This window comes from Vreelandella aquamarina, assembly GCF_020075495.1.
Classification (GTDB): domain Bacteria; phylum Pseudomonadota; class Gammaproteobacteria; order Pseudomonadales; family Halomonadaceae; genus Vreelandella; species Vreelandella aquamarina_A.
Genome location: NZ_JABYQT010000002.1, coordinates 474,143 through 491,025 on the forward strand (window position 1 = coordinate 474,143; position 16,883 = coordinate 491,025).

Here is a 16,883-nt window from a genome sequence, read left to right on the forward strand (position 1 = left end):
TCGGTTTCTCCCATCCAGAAAGCTAAGGTGCGGAGGTCCTGATTAAAACACCGACTCGAACGCGCCCATCTCGATCTGGACAGACTTGGTCTGGGTGTAATGGCCAAGGGTTTCGATGCCGTTTTCGCGCCCGATACCTGATGCTTTATAGCCACCTACCGGCATTTCAGAAGGCGATTCACCCCAGGTATTGATCCAGCAGATACCCGCTTGCAGCTGATGAATCACACGGTGGGCACGATTCAGGTTCTCGCTGAAGACCCCGGCGGCCAGGCCGTAGGGGGTGTCGTTGGCGCGTTTGATGACATCGGTTTCATCATCAAAGGCAAGGAGTGACATTACCGGGCCGAAGATCTCCTCCTTGACGATACGCATATCATCGGTGCAATCAGTGAACACGGTAGGCGCGGCCCAGGCGCCATTGGCCCAGTGGCCGCTGTCCCAGGCGTCGCCACCCACGAGCACGCGTGCGCCTCGCGCTTTACCCAGCGCGATATAGGTAAGCACTTTCTTTTGATGCTCAACGCTGACCAGTGGGCCGAAATTGACGCTGGGATCCATCGGATCGCCCGCCTTGATGCGCTTGACCCGTTCCACCAGCTTGGCTTCAAAGGCGTCCTTGACGCTGCGTTCGATAAACACGCGGGTGCCGTTGGTGCAGATCTGGCCGCTGGAGTAGAAGTTGGCCATCATGGCGGCGTCGGCGGCGCGGTCGAGATCCGCATCGGCAAACACGATCAGCGGCGACTTGCCGCCCAGCTCCATGGTGACGTCTTTCAGCGTCGAACCACCGGCGGCGGCCATCACCTTCTTGCCGGTGCCTACCTCGCCGGTGAACGATACCTTGGCGATGCCTTCATGTTCGGTCAGCATGGCGCCAACGCGGCCATCACCCTGTACCACGTTGAACACGCCATCGGGCAGGCCGGCGTCGGTGAATATTTCTGCCAGTTTGATGGCCGTCAGTGGTGTGACCTCGCTGGGCTTGAAGACAATGGCATTACCTGCCGCCAGTGCCGGGGCGGCTTTCCAGCAGGCAATCTGGATAGGGTAGTTCCAGGCGCCAATGGCACCAATCACGCCCAGCGGCTCGCGCCGGGTGTAGATGAACGAACTCTCCCGCAGCGGAATCTGGCTGCCTTCGATAGCCGGTGCAAGGCCTGCGTAGTACTCGAGTGCATCCGCGCCGGTGACGATATCAACGCTTGCGGTTTCACTGATCGGCTTGCCGGTATTCTGGGTTTCAATCGCGGCCAGCTCATCGTTGCGTTCGCGAAGCAGAGCCACTGCGCGGTGCATGATGCGCGAGCGTTCCATCCCGGTCATGGCGGCCCACTGGCGTTGACCGTGCTTGGCGGCATTGACGGCGTCGTCTACATCGGCCTGGCTTGCCTGGCCCACGGTTGCCAGCAGGCTGCCATCAAACGGGTTGGTAACGGTAAAGGTATCGCCGGACGTGGCTGCGACCCGGCGGCCGTTGATATAAAGCGAAATGTCTTGAGTGGCCATGCGGTCTCCGGTCAGGTGTGAGTCGCGGTGAGTGTATGGTCGTGGTGTACAAGTAACTGGTCGCAGTAACGGCGTGCCAGATAGCGTGCGGCTTCGGCATCAAACGCCTCCGGCGCCAGGGCGCCGCGCAGCCACAGGCCATCGATCATGGCGGCAAGCCCGCGGGCGGCATTACGCGCTTCATCGCAGGGTAGAAGGCGTCGGAACTGGTAGCTAAGATTGGCGTAAAGGCGCCGGTCGTTGACGTACTGCAGCCGCTGCAGTGTCGGCTTGTGCATGCTGCTGGCCCAGAAGGCGAGCCAGGTTTTGGCGGCAGGGCCTGTGACCTGGCTACGGTCGAAGTTACCTTCAATGATGGCGCCTATGTGCGCGCGGGGAGAGTCATCCGTTAACGCCCTGCGGCGTGCGGCGACCGCGTTGGATAGGTCTGTCAGGATATGGCGCATGGTGGCTTCAAGCAGCCCATCCTTGCCGCCGAAATAGTGGCTGATGATACCCGCCGAAACCCCTGCGTGGCGCGCAATGCGCATAATCGTGGCCTCGCCAAGGCCAACCTCATCGATAGCCGCCATGGTGGCGTCGATAAGCTGTTGGCGACGAATTGGTTCCATTCCTACCTTGGGCACGACGGTCTCTCCATCACGTTGAATGTCTGCCTTGAAACACGAGGCCTTGCATGGTTACCTGTAAAGGTTGGCATTTTTTTATTGAACGTTCAATTAATGAAAGGTCGCGTCTTGTCGCAGGCAGTCGGCTAAGGCGTGAAGACGTACACGAAGAGTTCTTTCAAATACAAGAAGGGGAGTGGTGATGAAACGTATCTGTACTTACGGGCTGGGCGGAATTCTGGCAAGCGCGCTCTTGCCGGCCATGGCGCTGGCCGATGAGTGTTCCAGCGTACGCTTTGCCGAAGTGGGCTGGACCGATATTACCGCGACCACCGCGCTTGCCAGCGAAGTGCTGGAAGCGTTGGGCTATGAAACGCGGATCGATACCGTATCGGTTCCGATTGCCTATGCGGGAATGCGCAACAACGATTTTGACGTTTTTCTGGGTAACTGGATGCCTTCGATGGCGTCGATCAGCGACCCTTATGTCGAGCGTGGCGATGTCGAGCGCCTGGCGGTCAACCTGGAAGGCGCTAAATACACCTTGGCGGTTCCGCAGTATGTATATGATGCCGGCGTCACCTCCGTGAATGATCTGGCAGAATACGCCGAGCGGTTCGAGCAGCAATTGCACGGCATTGAAGCAGGCAATGACGGTAACGAGCTTATCGAGCAGATGATTGACGACAATGCTTACGGGCTTGGCGACTGGCAGGTGGTGGACTCGAGTGAAGCAGGCATGCTTTCCGAGCTGACCACGCGTATCCCCAACCAGGAGTGGATGGTTTTCCTGGGTTGGGAGCCGCACCCCATGAACACCAATTTCGACATGGCCTACCTGTCCGGTGCCGATGACTACTTCGGCCCGGACCTGGGCGGCGCCACGGTGCATACCAATACGCGAGCAGGCTTTGTCGAGCAGTGTCCCAACATCGGCACACTGCTGGGCAACATGACCTTTACACTAGAGATGGAAAACCAGCTGATGAAAGAGATCATGGACAATGGCGAGGACCCACGTGCGGCGGCCAATGCCTACCTGAAGAACCACGACGATGTCTTGCAGGCGTGGCTTGAAGGCGTGACCACCAAGGCGGGCGAGCCTGCCTTGCCTGCCGTTCGGGCCGCGCTATAGGTGCTTTGCTAACAGATTGAAAAGGCAAGCCCCTATGCGGCTTGCCTTTTGCATCGAGAATAGGCATACTCTGCACCCGCTGATGTCGGAAAGGCTACGTAGCTCAGCTGGTTAGAGCACATCACTCATAATGATGGGGTCCCCTGTTCAAATCAGGGCGTAGCCACCACATCACGCACGATACAGCCGGTTTTCCAGAGTCTGTATCACTATGGTGGCCCCTTAGGTCCTCCCGCAACGCGAAACTGCAAACCCCGCCAGGCCCGGAAGGGAGCAACGGTAGTGGTGGATGCGTGTGCCGGGATGTGGCTTTTGGGGCCGCCTCCATTTCTGCAACATGTTCTGATATAAATCGAACGGCTACTGATGAGACTTGCGTCGCCTGAGCAAGCGGTCATAAGCTTCCTCGCCTATCGCATAGCACTCGCAGACACGCGCCTCCAGTCCTTGCCGGTCAACAACCTTGATATGTCCACGGTGGTAGGAAATCAGTCCCGCTTTCTGAAGTTTACTCGCCGTCTCGGTAACGCCTTCACGGCGCACCCCGAGCATATTGGCGATCATCTCCTGGGTCATGATCAATTCGTTGTTTGACCATCGGTCGATATGAAGCAGTAACCAGCGGCATAGCTGCTGGTCGAGGTTGTGATGGCGATTGCATACCGCTGTCTGCGCCACTTGTGTCAGCAATGCTTGCGTATAACGTAGAAGCAGTGACTGCATCGGGCCGGCGCGTGAGAACTCCTCCTTGAGCAGATAGCCCTTGAGGCGTAGCGCTTGACCGCCTCTGTGCACAATCGCTTGGCTGGTGGCGCGCCCATCGCTCATGAACAGCGAGACGCCTACCATTCCATCACTGCCCACCACGGCCGTTTCCGTCGAGGAGCCATTCTTGATCGCGTCGAGCAACGAGACGATAGCGTCCAGTGGGAAGTAGGCATGCTCCATCGGCTGCCCGGGCTCGCACAGCGATTGCCCCAGTGTCAATGTTACCTCTTCCAGATGAGGCAGCAGCCGATTCAGTTCTTCTTCGGGCAACAGGCCAAGCAAGGTATTTTTCTGAAACTTACGACGTCTGGGCATTGAGTTCCCTTGGTAATGTCAGTCGTGCAGTTTAACCATGATCTTTTCTATAAAGGGCTACCTGGATCAATGATTGGGCGTTATAGGGTACACCTTTTACGCCATTGACCCCGTAACCGCTCATTCAGCACACAACGGACAGGCCGATGCCATCCCTGGCGACTCGGCAAGCATGTCATCGGTCACTCTTCGTAGAGCGTTTCCAATTCGGTATCGATGGCAGCGAAAGCGTCTTCTTCAATCAGCAGCTGGCGCAGGGTTTCGACGGCAAGCTGGCCCTCTCTATCGATCAGGTTTTCAAGCCATAGCATCGCCTGCTGTTGATTGGGGTTCTCGAACCCGCGCGCCAGCAGATAAGCCCTGGCCAGGGCAAGGCGGGCACTTTGGTGTCCCTGGCTCGCTGCCTCATAAAGATAGCTTGCGCCACGCTCGGTATCCTGCTCGACGTTGTCACCATTGAGGTATTCACGGCCAAGCGATGCCTGGGCGCCAGCGTGGCCCTGGCTGGCTGCATCCTGAAGTAGATCGAAGCCTCGCTGTACATCCTGGCCGATAGCGCCCTGGCCTCGCATGAGGGCAAGCCCCAGTTCGGTACGCGCATGCAAGGCGCCAGCATCGCTGGCCTGTTGATACCAGCGCTCGGCCAGTTCGGCATCGGGTTCGACCCCTTCGCCATGCTGATAAGCATCGCCCAGCACGTAGGCGGCATGGGGAAAGCCTGATTCGGCTGCTGCGTTCAGCAGTTCAAGGCCGCGCGTCACATCCTGTTCGGCTGGCTGCCGGTCAAGTAGGCTTCTCCCAGGTCCTGACGGGCGCCGGCGTGCCCTCTGGACACTGCGGTTTCCAGATAGGCGAGGCCGCGTTCGCTTTCGCCCCGGTCGAGATACAGGCGACCAAGAAGCGCCCCGGCGCCGGCATGGTCGGCTTGGTAGGCCTGCTCCAGCCAATGTTCGGCCTGCGCTTGGTCACGGTTCACTCCTTCACCGTCGAGATAGGCGCGGCCAAGATTGGCCATGGCGCTGGGATGCCCATCCTGGGCAGCGGCGATGAGTGCATCGATATCGCCTTCCGCGCCCAGATCGCGCTGCACATAGACGAGTGCAGAGGCGGCGGAGGAGTGTCCTGCCGCTTGTGCCTGGGTCAGCCACCGCCTGGCCTCGTAAAGATCGCGCGTGACACCGTTTCCTTCTCGATAGGCACGACCCAGCAACACCATGGCATAGCCATCACCCTGCTCGGCGGCTTGGCTAATGAGTCGAATGCCCTGAGACGAATCGCCTTCCAGCGAACCGTTCAGATAGGCTTCGCCGAGAATGGTCATGGCAGTGATGTCTCCGGCCTGAGCGGCCTGGGTCAGCAATGCCTGGCCGCGCTCGGGCTGCAAGGGCAATGCTTCACCGCTCAAATAGGCTTCACCGAGCAGACGCAGGGCGCCGGTCTGGCCTTGTTCGGCAGCCTCGAGAAGCAGCTGCTGACCCTGCGTGGGGTCTCTGGCCACGCCACGGCCTTCCAGGTAGGCGGCACCGAGTTGCTGGGTCGCCCATGGATGGCCGAGTTCATGGCCGCGCTTGAGATAATCGGCGGCGATAGCGGGCTGACGCTCGACTCTCGCATCATCCATGAGCAATGCACCCAGCTGGGCCAGTGCCAGTGAATCGCCATTTCTTGCCGCGTGTTCGAGCAGATCGATGCCGCGGGGCAGGTCGTCGAGGCCTGCACGGCCCTCGATGAGGGCACGGCCGAGAATTAATCGTGCATCGTTCGAATCTGCCTCGATTGCCCGGCTCAGCCAGCGTTCAGCGTCGCTCGACGCCTGCGGATAAACGTCGTTCTCGGGCGCCAGGAGCGCTTGACCAAGGTAGGTCATCGCCTCGACATTCCCCCGCCGTGCGGGTTTTTCCAGTACCGAGATACCCAGCCGATACTCGCCGGCGTTGATCAGCGCCTGGCCGGCTCGGGCCTGGGCCTCCTGATCGCCGAGCTGGGCGGCTTGCTGCAGCCATTGAATGCGTTGATCGGACCGGTCGCCAAGCAGCCCCTCCGGGGAGTAGAGCGATGCCAACTGAAGCATGGCGCCGACATCGCCCTGGCTTGCACTGGTTTCAAGTCTTGTGGCGTAACGCTGCGCATACGACATCGATTGCGTGGCATCCTCTTTTAGCCAGCCGTCGGGTGCGTATGCCTGAGCCAGTGCCAGCAGAGCTTGTTCATTGCCTTGGGAAGCCGCTTGTTCGTAAAGCTGGCGGGCAAGTTGAGGATCCGCCTCTACATCTTCGCCACCCTTGGACAGCAGGTTGGCAAGCTCGCTCTCTGCGGTCCGGTCAAGATTGGCCTCTTTGGCCTGCCAAAGCAGGTGATAAGCGAGCACATCGTTACGTTCTACGCCGCGGCCCTCTCGGTAGAGCCTTGCAAGATTGAGCGAGGCATGGCCGCGTGTCGAGGAGGGTTTGTTGATAGCCTCGCCATACAAGCGGGCTGCTTCGGTGTAATCCTGCTCGACGCCGAGGCCTTGCTCATAAAGCTTGGCCATTTCGTAAAAGGCAGGTGGCACGTAGCGAGCCATCAAGGGACGCAGGTACGCGATGGCTTCATCAAGGCGGCCCTCTTCGATGCGCTCCTGAGCGAGATTGATCGTCTGCCAGTCTGATCCATCCGTATTGGCCTCGGGACCGCTTGAGAACCAGCCAGCATAATGTGCGGGAACGGGGGCCGAATGTTCACCGGCTGGCGGCCTTTCAGAGGTGACAGCGCAGCCAGCAAGCCAGACCGACAAGGTCAACGCTGCGGTCAATTGCAGCGTGGGCTTGAGTGTCGGCATGGATGGGGTCTTGGTCGTTGTCCTTTTCATAGGCTCCCTGCTGTTCTGGAGTGGCTCGGTGGCTGTTCAGTTGTCCAGGCCATGAAAGGCATCGGTCTCCTGACGCTGCTCATCCATGTAAAAATGCTCTTGGGCGTCGGGATCCATGAAGTAAAGCGTGACAGGGCCTCCTGCACTGCGACTGTAAGTGGGGCGCATACGGCTAAGGAGGCTTTCCATGTCTTCATGGTCAAAGTGCGAAAGATACATCTCCATCCATGTAAAGTACTGGGGATCACGCAGAAAACCGGTGTACTGCTCGCGTGGTGCGTAATTGCCCAGGGCTTCGGGATCGTCAAGGATCTGGAACAGGTAATCGACGCCTTCATGGATGGTGCTGTCCGCGACTTCCAGGTCGAAGATGTCATAGCCCTGGCGATGGATGATCTGCATGTTGGGGATGAGATAGCTCAGAGCGTAGTTCTGGTAGTGAATGGCACGTCGTCCGCGATTCACTTCAAGGGGGAGTGCGCCTTCCTCTGTCATGTCGTGCAGGGCCGAGTAAATGGCGCCCACACCAAAACGAAACAGGTCATCGTCCTCGACCAGCACACCAATCATGCTGGCGTAAAGCGCGCGACGATATAGATGGTTATTGCAGCAGCTCTGCTGTGCAACGCCCGGTACGGCCGAGTGCTCCTGGGCCAGGCGTTGCAACCACTGTTCAATAACGCTTTGTTCTTCCTCGAGACTGTCGATGGACGGACGCACGATAGAGTAGGCCATGGCCGCCGCGAACAGCATCGACTCGGAGGCGAACCAGGCTTGCGGTTGGGCCGGGTCGTAGACAAAGTCTGTCAGGGCCTCGGCCTCGGCCCAGCGGTACAGGTAGTGCACCAGGCATTCGCCGTAGTAGATGTCGCCGCTTGCAACAAAAGCGCCCGCCAGATCCGATACACTATCCTCGAAGGCGAATAGTGGCCTGGTTGCCTGCTCCCAGGCAGCGGGACTGGGGTAGAAACCGGGTATCGCACCCCGTGTGGTAATGGGCTGCGAGCTGGTTTTTTGCCGGCAGCTGGGTCCCATCGAGTACTGGTCGCTCAGCTGCAGCAACATGGTGTTATCGGTTTGCTCGAGCAGCGCCATGCGTGCATCGACATCAAAATAGCCGGCATTCGTATCCGTGACACGATAGCCGGAAAGGTCAAGATGTTGCCGCCCCTCATTAGAGAGCGTCTCGTCCAGATTCACGTTAGCCGACACGACGGTACTGCCCAGTGCCACTAAGGCGACGGGCAATGCAAATAGACATCGGGCGGGGAGTCCTTTTGCTATGGCAAGAGGCATGATCATTATGGCTCCGAAAGCGTGGCTGCTAGTGCTCAAGATCTCGAGGTATAGAAGCGGAAGTCGGCAAAATCCACGTACTGGTCACGAGGTGTGCGCCAGCCTTCTCCTGTCCCGCCAAAGAAAGTGGAAAACATCAAACCGTCGATAGTGATGTCCGGTGTGATACGAAAGACGATATTGCGCTGCTCCAGTACAGGCCGGCCATCTATCCAGATCCGGGCGACACCATTCTCTTGCTGAGGATCATTAAGCAGGATTTCCTGTTCGATGGTGACCCAGGAGCCGGTCGGGTAATGCCACCAGCCGCGTCCGACCGAGTCTCCCTCGAAGTCGACCACGTAGGGGTAGAGCTCGCCCTGACCCTCCTCGCGCCACATCAGGCGCATGGAGAAGCCGTGTTCGCCATCGACGCTATCGCCACCGGATGGGGCTTCACCACCATACAGCCCCGGCAGTTTGCCTCCCTTCACGAAATCGAAGCCCGAAGGAAAGCGCACCTTGTAGCTCAGGCAGGCCCGCTCGGCGCCCTCGAGCGAATGGGGGTCGCTGTAGAAGCCGGCTCCGCCGAGAGGCTCATCACCCGGCGAAGAGCTGCCCGCGGGATAGTGGATACGCAGTCCGGCCTCCTTCAGGCCGGTATCCCGAGATGCCAGGCGCTCCACGTTCTCCTCGGTCCCCCAGTGCCGGGTGGTATCAAATGCCTGGCGAATGGCGTTGTAAGCGTCCTCGGTGGGCGCAAGGCTCGGCGCTTCAGTCAGGGTGTAGCGCTCGGAGCAGGGCGGCACTTGTGAAGTGCTGATGACGGCGTTTTCGGCTTCGTCGGCATTACCGGCCGCGAACGGCGTTAGCGTCAGCACACCTATTAGCAACGCCCTGTGCCGTAACCTGATAAAAAGGCGAGGGTCATTATCCTTCATCATTGGTGTCATCGGTACCACTCCTGTAGCGGTTGATTCCATCCCTGGTCGTGTCATAGAGGTGGTGACTTGACTGTATGATCGAGTTCACACCTTGCCATATCTTTTCCGATGCGAGACTCAGCAGCTGCGTTTCGCTAAAGCGAACGTCTATCGGCTGACCCACGCTTTCGGGGGGCAGGGGCTCCTCGGGAAACAGCAGTACACTGGCCATGTTCTGTTGCTGGCGTACCCAGCTGGGGAAACCGGCACGAGGCTGGGATTCGATGTCCAGAGCGACGTTACGCACTTGGGCGCGAATCGGTTGAGTGGCATTGGGCAGTGTGACGTAGGCCTGCTGATTGGCCTGGATACGGCTGATATCATCCATGTGCACCAAGGCCTCGACCATCACGTCACCTTCGTCGGTACGAATCAGTGTCATGATCGGTTCGCTCTCGTCGATGTACACTCCAGCGGCACTGCTCAGTGCCCAGGCGACGATACAGTTGCAGGGGCTGTATATCTCGTTACTGGCCTGGAGGCCTCTGAGCGCCGCGATGCGCGAGTTCTCGAAATCACGCACTTCCTCGAACTGTTCGATGCGTGCTTCGGCAATCGCTGGCGAAACCGTCTCGAAGGTGGTCGTGTCACCGCTGTCCAGTCGGGCGGAATTGGCCAGGCTGATCTCCTGGTTATTCTCCTCGAGATAGCCACGCAGGTTGTCTATCAACTGGTCGTTATAGTTGATTGCCGCTTCTGCAAGAATCAGATCCGATTCGAGATCGCGATTGATCACGTTGGTCAACAGCTGGTCGCGCTCGACCCGGTCGCCAGCAGTGAAGTCGTGCTCGCCAAGTACGCCGGCACTGGGGGCGCGGATATCGATACGCGGTGCCGTCACCGCGGCGAAGCTGGGCTCGATCAGAATGTAGTTACGGTAGGCCGTCGCGGCACCTACCAGCACCAGCAAGCCGATCGCCAGAAAAAGGAGTACGTAGCGTGCAACAGGCTTTGGGGGGCGTCTTGCAGGTGTCGTGCCGGCGGCCTTTCGCTTGCGTGGAGTCTGGGAGTCTTCGCCGGCTATCTGGCCTTCGATATCGGGAGAACGCCCGCTCAGCCAGCTACGAATGATTTGACGTAGCGATTCACGATGCTGCGGATCCATTTCGATGAACTTGAACCTGACGTCATATCCACTGCCGCTTTCACGGGCAACGGCCTCAAGGCATTCCGCCTGGGCCGGTACAATGACGTCAAAGGTGCCCGCCGCAAGGATAAGTGACACACTGACGCGCTCGCCAGGTTCAAAGGTGCGCTCACTTTGTGCAGAGAAACCGCCAAGGGAGACATCGTGGCCGCTAAGCTCCGTATCGCTATCGGCGAGGGTCACTCGAAATAGCGTGGGAACCCTGATGTAGCCTCTCTCGTCGCGTTTCTCGTGCTGCAGTCGATTATCCTGGCGCATGTGCTCGTTTTCTTGATGGACACTGTCTGCGCTTGAGGATGCATTGCTGCTCATGCGTTTCTGGTCTTCGCCAGGCGTTGATTCATGCCGGCCATTGCCAGCGTTGGAAGGATCATTTTTCATCCGTTGGTTGCTCCTTGCGTCAGGGATGAGTCGTCGATACCTTGAGCGGCGTCCTGGGCTCGATCCAGAGCCTTTCCTTGCACTTCGTATCTGCTAGCACCGTTAGCCAGGCCTGCTGACCGGGCTGCGCGATGGCGCTGTGGGGTATCGCCTTGATCAGGCCATCCTCCACACGAAAATGCTCAGGAGGTGGCTGCGCTGGATCACAGGCGGTGTCGGTATGGTGTGTTTCAAGCGAGCGATCCAGGGGCCTGGAGTCATTGCCACTCCTCCATACCTGATCAAAGGCGATATGCAGGGTGGTCCGGTCCGGCAGTAGTGTATTGCCGGTCGAGACGACCAGGATGAAGAACAGAACGCCATAGAAGAAACCATGCAATGCATGGCCCATGCGGCGTTGCCTGCGTGCCGCTACCGGATCAACTGGCTCGCCGGCAGAAATTCCCTGACGCGACCATTGCTGACGGTTGAAACGAAAGCTGACGTAGGTCTTGAGAATCGCGCCCCAGACCTGGTTGTAATAAATCAGCGGAAGCCACAGCAGGCTGAAGCGCCCGCGTTGCCACGCCAGAATCGACACGGCAATACCACGGGTGAACATGATCCACAGCACGTAGGTAAAGAAGAACGATGGCCTGATGGTAAACGTGACCAGGGCGACCACCGTGGGGCCTACCAAGGTCGTCCACATGGAGATGCGCTGGTCGACCAGGCTCCACCAGGCAAACATTCCCATGGGGCGCGGGCCAAGCGCGATGGCGCGATTACTGACACGCAGCATGTTGCCAAACCAGCGCCGCATCAAATCAGTGGTGGATGCAAAGAAGCGGTGCCGATTGGGCAACTCCTCGAATCCCGTGACGAAGACATCAGGGATGTAGAGCATGGACCAGCCGTTCTTCAGTAGCCAATACCACGATGACTTGTCGTCACCCGACAGGAACTTGAAGCTACCGAAGCGCCAGTGATCGACATGGTCGCTCTCGATCAGTTCTATGAAGTCCGGCTGAGTGGCAAGATCGGTGCGAAAGACACTGTAACGCCCTGTGAGAACCAGCAGGCGTCGCGACAGTGACATCGAACTCATCATCAAATGGCGCTGAGCGTAGCGCAGGTCGTACCACTCCCGGGTGACGTCATCGCCGGTCACCCGGGCGCGGTTATTGGTCGTCAGCGCCCCGAGGTCGTTCTGGGAAACAAAGAAGGAAAGCGTGCGTGACAGGGTGTCAGGCTCGATGAGGATATCGCCATCCATCGAGACCAGAAGCGATCCCGGCGCAGGCAGGCCTCTGGAGATTGCCCGGAGCACCTCGGCCATGGCCGAACGCTTGCCATCCCCCTTCTGAAACATGTAGCGCACGTTGACATTCTGTGGCCAGCCGTTGTCATCCAGAGCGTGAGTGATGATATCCACGTCGGTGCGGTCCGAAACAGATGCAAAGATCGTTGTCGGCACCCCGTATCGATGAGCTTCGCGTATCAAGGCATCATAGACCTGGAAGTTGACACGCTCATCGATCCGATAGGATGTGCACAGCACGAACAGCTCGGGGGGCTTCTCCTGGTGTCCGGCGACATCGGCTTCTGCCCGCAAGCTTGGAAAGACGACTCGGTTGTACCATAGCGAACGAACGGCCTGTATTCCCCACCAGGAGTACCGCCAGATGGCGATTGCGCCGATGATGAAAAAGAAGCTCTGCGATTCCGGCGAGAACACATCCGCCGGCAGCTCCCTGACGACGAGGATCAGCAGGGCCAGACCAAACAGAAACGTGGTCAGCTCCGTCAGGCGGCTGGCAGAGGAGTGCTTGCGGCGAGTAGCGGCCATGGAAGTGCCTCACGCCTGGACGGAGCGCACTGAATCACCCCTGCCGATGGCGTAGTAGGCCAGCCCTGCCGCCTTGACGGTGTCGGGGTGAAACAGATTACGACCATCCACGATGATGGGTTCGAGTAGCGTCTTGCTCAGCGCCGAGAAGTCGACGGTGCGAAAGGCTTTCCACTCAGTGCAGATGACCAGCGCATGAGCGCCTTCCAGCGTATCTTCGCGTTGTTCGGCAAGGACCAGGTCATCACGTTCGCCGTAAAGTCGACGGCACTCGTTGCTGGCCTCCGGATCGAACGCCTGGACTTGCGCTCCAGCGCCCCATAGGGCTTCCATCAGGGCTCTGCTGGGAGCCTCGCGCATGTCATCGGTGCCAGGCTTGAAGGCAAGCCCCCACAAGGCAATGGTCTTGCCTGCCAGTTGACCATCAAATGCCTCGGAGAGTTTTTCGAACAACTTGTTCTTCTGCCGATCATTGACCCGTTCCACCGCCTTGATGATATGAGCGGGCTGACCGATTTCATCGGCGGTATTGGCAAGCGCTCTTACGTCCTTGGGAAAGCAGGAGCCGCCATAGCCACAGCCGGGGTAGATAAAGCTGTAGCCTATGCGCGGGTCGGACCCGATGCCATGGCGCACCTCCTCGATCTCGGCGCCGAGGTGCTCAGCGAGGTTGGCGACTTCGTTGATGAAGCTTATCTTGGTCGCCAGTAGTGCGTTGGCGGCGTACTTGGTCAACTCGGCGCTGCGCACCCCCATGAACATCAGCTTGTCGCGCTGGCGATTGTAAGGGCCGTAACACTGCCGCATAGCCTCCCTGACGCGCTCGGATTCGGTGCCGACGATGATTCGAGAGCCGCGGGAGAAGTCCTCGATCGCCGCTCCCTCCTTGAGAAATTCAGGGTTCGAACAAACATCGAAGTCGAACGCAACTCCTCGCTTCTCAAGCTCGTCGGCAACCGCGCGCTCGACCTTTTCGGCCGTACCCACGGGCACCGTCGATTTATCGACGATGATCTTGTACTCATTCATATGCTGGCCGATCGTCTCGGCCACCTTGAGTACGTACTTGAGATCGGCGCTGCCATCTTCGTCGGAAGGGGTGCCCACGGCGATGAACTGGAGCAAACCGAACTTGACCGCCTCGGGAGCATCGGTGGTGAAATTCAACCGACCCGCGGCTAGATTGTCGAGAATCAGGCGTTCCAGCCCTGGTTCGTAAATGGGTACTTGTCCCGCCTTGAGGGCTGACACCGTATTTTCATTGACGTCGACGCAGATCACCTCATGGCCGACATCTGCAAGACAAGCGCCGGTGACGAGACCCACATAACCGCAACCGAAGATGGTAATCTTCATTTCCTTGTTACTCCTGTCCCTGTAGATGTGCCGTTTCATGCATTCATGTTAAAAAAGGTCAAGCGTCGTGCATCCAACCTTTTTCAACTTAAATAAACCCTCTTGCTCTCGAACTCTAAATACCGCCGGAAGCTTCGCTGCAACGTGTTACTGCAATTTGCGTTACGCGCTTTATAACTTCTTATACAGACAGTTACTCGATAACGATAAAGAATGCTTATCTATCCCTCTGTTCGATAACGCACATAGGCGCCTGGAAACGTTATTCTGGATGCTCGTAGCACATTGATTTTTAATATTTAAAATTGAGGGGTTAACCTAATTTAAGAATGCGCTCAGGCCGCCTGCGGACCGGAAACGGTACGGGAAGGGCATTGAAGCGAACAGAAGGGATCGCATCGGTAAGCAAAGCCGGGCGCTTTTGCTGTGCCGCATGGTTTTTTGAAATGAATGGGACAAGACAGCAGAAAGCACCGACTACAGCCGACGTTTTCTTGTCAAACCGGCTGCAACGGTGAGTCAATGGGCAGGTATCAGGCGAGGGCTTCTTGCTTGATATGCAGGTAAAGCGGGTCGAACTCGCCTGCTTGCTGGATTTTTTCCCAGTCGGGAATGGTGATCTGCTGTCTGTGCGTGCTTATCAGCCCATCGCTACGCAGCGCCTGCAACACTCGATTGACGTGTACCGGCGTAATGCCGGAGGCATCGGCGATCTCGGCTTGGGTGATGGGCATCTTGAAGGTTTGCTCTTCGACCAGCCCTACGGCCTTGAGACGCAACATGAGTTCGCAGATGAGATGTGCTACGCGGGAATAGGCATCCCGCTGGCCAATGTTCAGCAGCCACTCGCGGAAAATGGACGCATGCACCAGCGTTTCCCGCCATAAAGCCGCGCCTATACGAGGATAACGATCACACAGCTGGTACAGGTCGGCATGCTTGATAAAACCGAGCTTGCAGGGGGTGATCGTTGAAATATTGATATCCAGAACCTGCAGGTGCAAACTCTGAAGGTCGGGGATATCGCCGGGTACATGAATCGCGATGATCTGGCGTTTACCTTCGGCAGAAACCTTGTGCACGCAGGTAAACCCCTCACTGATGAAAAAGCACTGACCGGGTTGGTCACCGACCTTGACGATATTCTGGTTCGTTGCAATGTCCTTGGTCTGGATAGGTAAATCTCGCAGGGCCTGTTCTTCCTCACTGGTCAGTTTGAAGATGCTTTCCAGCTTGCGAATCATCATGTCGTTGGCGGAGTGGAGGGCTTTTATCATGTCTGGATTCCATGGCGTTCAAAGGCAGGGCTGTAGGCAATGATGTCTAAATCGCCTGCAGAAGATAAGGATAAGCCCTTCGTCGGTTGAGCCAATGAATATAGCCAACCAGCCGTTGGAGTCCAACGCATTCTACGTTGAACAGATGCAGATGATTTTACGCCATCATGTAGACGTCAGTGAACCCTCGTTCTCCTGTCGATGCCCATTGCCTGGCGCCAGCGTGCTAGATCTGCTTGGCAGGAATCTGCAGCAGTGAAGCCAATCGTCCATGCCGACCTTCCAGTAGATCTGCCAGAGTATAGTCATCCAGAACGCTCAGGAAGGCTTCCAGCGCGTCATTGAGTATCGGTTTGAGACGGCATGAGGGTGTGATCACGCAGGCATTGTCATCGCGAAAACACTCAACCAGTGCCATTTCCTGCTCGGTATCGCGCACCAGGGCGCCCAGGCGAATGTCGCAAGCGGCCCGGGCGAGAAAAAGCCCGCCATGTTTGCCGCGAATTGCTTTAAGGTACTCTTTTTGATGTAATTCTTGAACGATTTTCATCAGGTGATTGCGTGAGATTGAAAACGCCTCGGCAATTTCCGTGATAGTGGCGCGCTCTTCATCCTTGGTCGCCAGGTACAGCAGAACGCGAATCGAGTAATCGGTAAAGCGGGTTAAATGCATGGGCTGCCGGGTGCAAGTCAAAAAAGTATTGTACGGCGTTTAATAAGCGTGGGGAATGCACCCGGCGTCTGTCGTTCTATTTGCCTGTTCCTGACTCGTCTAATCAACCGCTGCCGTTATCAATGCAGCCGGCGTCGGGTCGATACATCGCCCGATGCTAGGGGTAGCATATCTTGGGGGTATAGAGTGCTTGGGTATATCTGGGCATGAAAAACGGTTTCAGGGAGGTCCTATGCGCTACGAAATAGCGCTCAAGCGGGTCTATTTCGCTGCTGAAGAGCATGACGGTGCGCGTATTCTGGTCGACCGGCTATGGCCGCGCGGCAAGGAGCGTGGTTCGCTTTCGTTGACCGAGTGGTATCGCGATGCAGCCCCTTCATCATCCTTGCGGCGTGATTATCAGCAGAGCAAGATCAGCGAAGCCTCGTTTCAGACCCGCTACCGGCTGGAGCTCAAGGAGTCTGCCGATGCGCTTGTACCGCTGATGCGCTACGCCCGTCAGGGAAAGCTGACGCTCTTGACTGCCACCCGCTCGCTTGCCGACTCTCATCTTCCATTGTTGCGCGAGGCCTTGCTTTGCGCGCTCGACGAAGAGGACCGGCATGATCTGGAACCGGCCTCGGCGCCCTGTTATCGCCATTATTTCCCTGACGACAGTTGATGCTTGAAGCCTGCTGGCGCTTGTCAGGCGCTGCATGAGCGCGTCGAGCAAATGCCCAGTCAGCAAGGCATATGGTCGAGCCATCATCAAAAGGTGCAAGCGTACATAGGCTTGCACCT

General features: G+C 57.8%; 14 protein-coding genes, 1 tRNA gene and 1 other RNA gene. 4 read left to right on the forward strand and 12 right to left on the reverse strand.

The annotated features are described in order from the left end of the window. Positions 1 to 42: 42 nt before the first annotated feature. Both betB and betI read right to left on the reverse strand, forming a co-directional pair. Positions 43 to 1,509, reverse strand: coding sequence for a betaine-aldehyde dehydrogenase (gene betB / locus HW452_RS04830; protein WP_224104965.1), 1,467 nt, complete (start codon positions 1,507 to 1,509; stop codon positions 43 to 45). An 11-nt stretch (positions 1,510 to 1,520) separates the two neighbouring features. Then, positions 1,521 to 2,120 (reverse strand): transcriptional regulator BetI, encoded by a 600-nt coding sequence (betI, locus tag HW452_RS04835; protein WP_224104966.1) that lies wholly within the window; start codon positions 2,118 to 2,120, stop codon positions 1,521 to 1,523. Positions 2,121 to 2,319: 199 nt separating this feature from the next. Between betI and HW452_RS04840 the strand changes: the two genes are divergently transcribed. From HW452_RS04840 to ffs, 3 genes are all read left to right on the forward strand, one after another. Continuing rightward, entirely contained in the window at positions 2,320 to 3,252 is a 933-nt protein-coding gene (locus tag HW452_RS04840; protein ID WP_224104967.1) for a choline ABC transporter substrate-binding protein, read from the forward strand. Between the two features lie 92 nt (positions 3,253 to 3,344). After that, a tRNA-Met gene (locus tag HW452_RS04845) sits at positions 3,345 to 3,421 on the forward strand. 52 nt (positions 3,422 to 3,473) lie between these two features. Further along, positions 3,474 to 3,570, forward strand: an RNA gene (ffs, locus tag HW452_RS04850) — signal recognition particle sRNA small type. A gap of 42 nt (positions 3,571 to 3,612) precedes the next feature. Here the strand turns inward: ffs and HW452_RS04855 are convergent. The 10 genes from HW452_RS04855 to HW452_RS04900 form a co-directional block, all read right to left on the reverse strand. Then, positions 3,613 to 4,335, reverse strand: coding sequence for a Crp/Fnr family transcriptional regulator (locus HW452_RS04855; RefSeq protein ID WP_224104968.1), 723 nt, complete (start codon positions 4,333 to 4,335; stop codon positions 3,613 to 3,615). A 182-nt stretch (positions 4,336 to 4,517) separates the two neighbouring features. Beyond that, positions 4,518 to 5,096, reverse strand: a complete 579-nt coding sequence (locus HW452_RS04860) for a tetratricopeptide repeat protein (RefSeq protein WP_224104969.1) — start codon at positions 5,094 to 5,096, stop codon at positions 4,518 to 4,520. After that, the gene (locus HW452_RS04865) at positions 5,093 to 7,183 is read right to left on the reverse strand and encodes a tetratricopeptide repeat protein (RefSeq protein ID WP_224104970.1); all 2,091 of its coding nucleotides are present in this window, start codon (positions 7,181 to 7,183) and stop codon (positions 5,093 to 5,095) included. The genes HW452_RS04860 and HW452_RS04865 overlap by 4 nt, the downstream gene beginning before the upstream one ends. Positions 7,184 to 7,219: 36 nt before the next feature. Next, positions 7,220 to 8,395 carry an alginate lyase family protein gene (locus HW452_RS04870; RefSeq protein ID WP_224104971.1) on the reverse strand — a complete coding sequence of 392 codons (1,176 nt, stop codon included), beginning with the start codon at positions 8,393 to 8,395 and terminating at the stop codon, positions 7,220 to 7,222. Positions 8,396 to 8,514: 119 nt separating this feature from the next. Next, on the reverse strand, positions 8,515 to 9,339 hold the full coding sequence (locus HW452_RS04875) for a polysaccharide lyase (RefSeq protein WP_224104972.1): 825 nt from the start codon (positions 9,337 to 9,339) through the stop codon (positions 8,515 to 8,517). A 49-nt stretch (positions 9,340 to 9,388) separates the two neighbouring features. Then, a complete protein-coding gene (locus HW452_RS04880) occupies positions 9,389 to 10,969 on the reverse strand; it encodes an HlyD family efflux transporter periplasmic adaptor subunit (RefSeq protein ID WP_224104973.1) in 1,581 nt (526 codons plus the stop codon). Between the two features lie 19 nt (positions 10,970 to 10,988). Then, positions 10,989 to 12,797, reverse strand: a complete 1,809-nt coding sequence (locus HW452_RS04885) for a glycosyltransferase (RefSeq protein WP_224104974.1) — start codon at positions 12,795 to 12,797, stop codon at positions 10,989 to 10,991. A gap of 9 nt (positions 12,798 to 12,806) precedes the next feature. Further along, positions 12,807 to 14,153, reverse strand: a complete 1,347-nt coding sequence (locus tag HW452_RS04890) for a UDP-glucose dehydrogenase family protein (protein WP_224104975.1) — start codon at positions 14,151 to 14,153, stop codon at positions 12,807 to 12,809. A gap of 533 nt (positions 14,154 to 14,686) precedes the next feature. Continuing rightward, complete coding sequence (locus HW452_RS04895) at positions 14,687 to 15,430, reverse strand: Crp/Fnr family transcriptional regulator (protein ID WP_224104976.1); 744 nt, start codon at positions 15,428 to 15,430, stop codon at positions 14,687 to 14,689. A gap of 226 nt (positions 15,431 to 15,656) precedes the next feature. Beyond that, on the reverse strand, positions 15,657 to 16,103 hold the full coding sequence (locus HW452_RS04900; protein ID WP_224104977.1) for an Rrf2 family transcriptional regulator: 447 nt from the start codon (positions 16,101 to 16,103) through the stop codon (positions 15,657 to 15,659). 232 nt (positions 16,104 to 16,335) lie between these two features. Between HW452_RS04900 and HW452_RS04905 the strand changes: the two genes are divergently transcribed. Beyond that, positions 16,336 to 16,764 carry a DUF488 domain-containing protein gene (locus HW452_RS04905; RefSeq protein WP_224104978.1) on the forward strand — a complete coding sequence of 143 codons (429 nt, stop codon included), beginning with the start codon at positions 16,336 to 16,338 and terminating at the stop codon, positions 16,762 to 16,764. Positions 16,765 to 16,883 lie beyond the last annotated feature (119 nt).

Bases quoted from the DNA above. Each gene is read 5' to 3' on its own strand.
- HW452_RS04895 (WP_224104976.1), bottom strand. From the start codon at position 15,430: ATGATAAAAGCCCTCCACTCCGCCAACGACATGATGATTCGCAAGCTG.
- betB (WP_224104965.1), bottom strand. From the start codon at position 1,509: ATGGCCACTCAAGACATTTCGCTTTATATCAACGGCCGCCGGGTCGCA.
- HW452_RS04880 (WP_224104973.1), bottom strand. From the start codon at position 10,969: ATGAAAAATGATCCTTCCAACGCTGGCAATGGCCGGCATGAATCAACG.
- HW452_RS04905 (WP_224104978.1), top strand. From the start codon at position 16,336: ATGCGCTACGAAATAGCGCTCAAGCGGGTCTATTTCGCTGCTGAAGAG.
- HW452_RS04885 (WP_224104974.1), bottom strand. From the start codon at position 12,797: ATGGCCGCTACTCGCCGCAAGCACTCCTCTGCCAGCCGCCTGACGGAG.
- HW452_RS04855 (WP_224104968.1), bottom strand. From the start codon at position 4,335: ATGCCCAGACGTCGTAAGTTTCAGAAAAATACCTTGCTTGGCCTGTTG.
- HW452_RS04900 (WP_224104977.1), bottom strand. From the start codon at position 16,103: ATGCATTTAACCCGCTTTACCGATTACTCGATTCGCGTTCTGCTGTAC.
- HW452_RS04890 (WP_224104975.1), bottom strand. From the start codon at position 14,153: ATGAAGATTACCATCTTCGGTTGCGGTTATGTGGGTCTCGTCACCGGC.
- HW452_RS04865 (WP_224104970.1), bottom strand. From the start codon at position 7,183: ATGAAAAGGACAACGACCAAGACCCCATCCATGCCGACACTCAAGCCC.
- HW452_RS04840 (WP_224104967.1), top strand. From the start codon at position 2,320: ATGAAACGTATCTGTACTTACGGGCTGGGCGGAATTCTGGCAAGCGCG.
- betI (WP_224104966.1), bottom strand. From the start codon at position 2,120: ATGGAACCAATTCGTCGCCAACAGCTTATCGACGCCACCATGGCGGCT.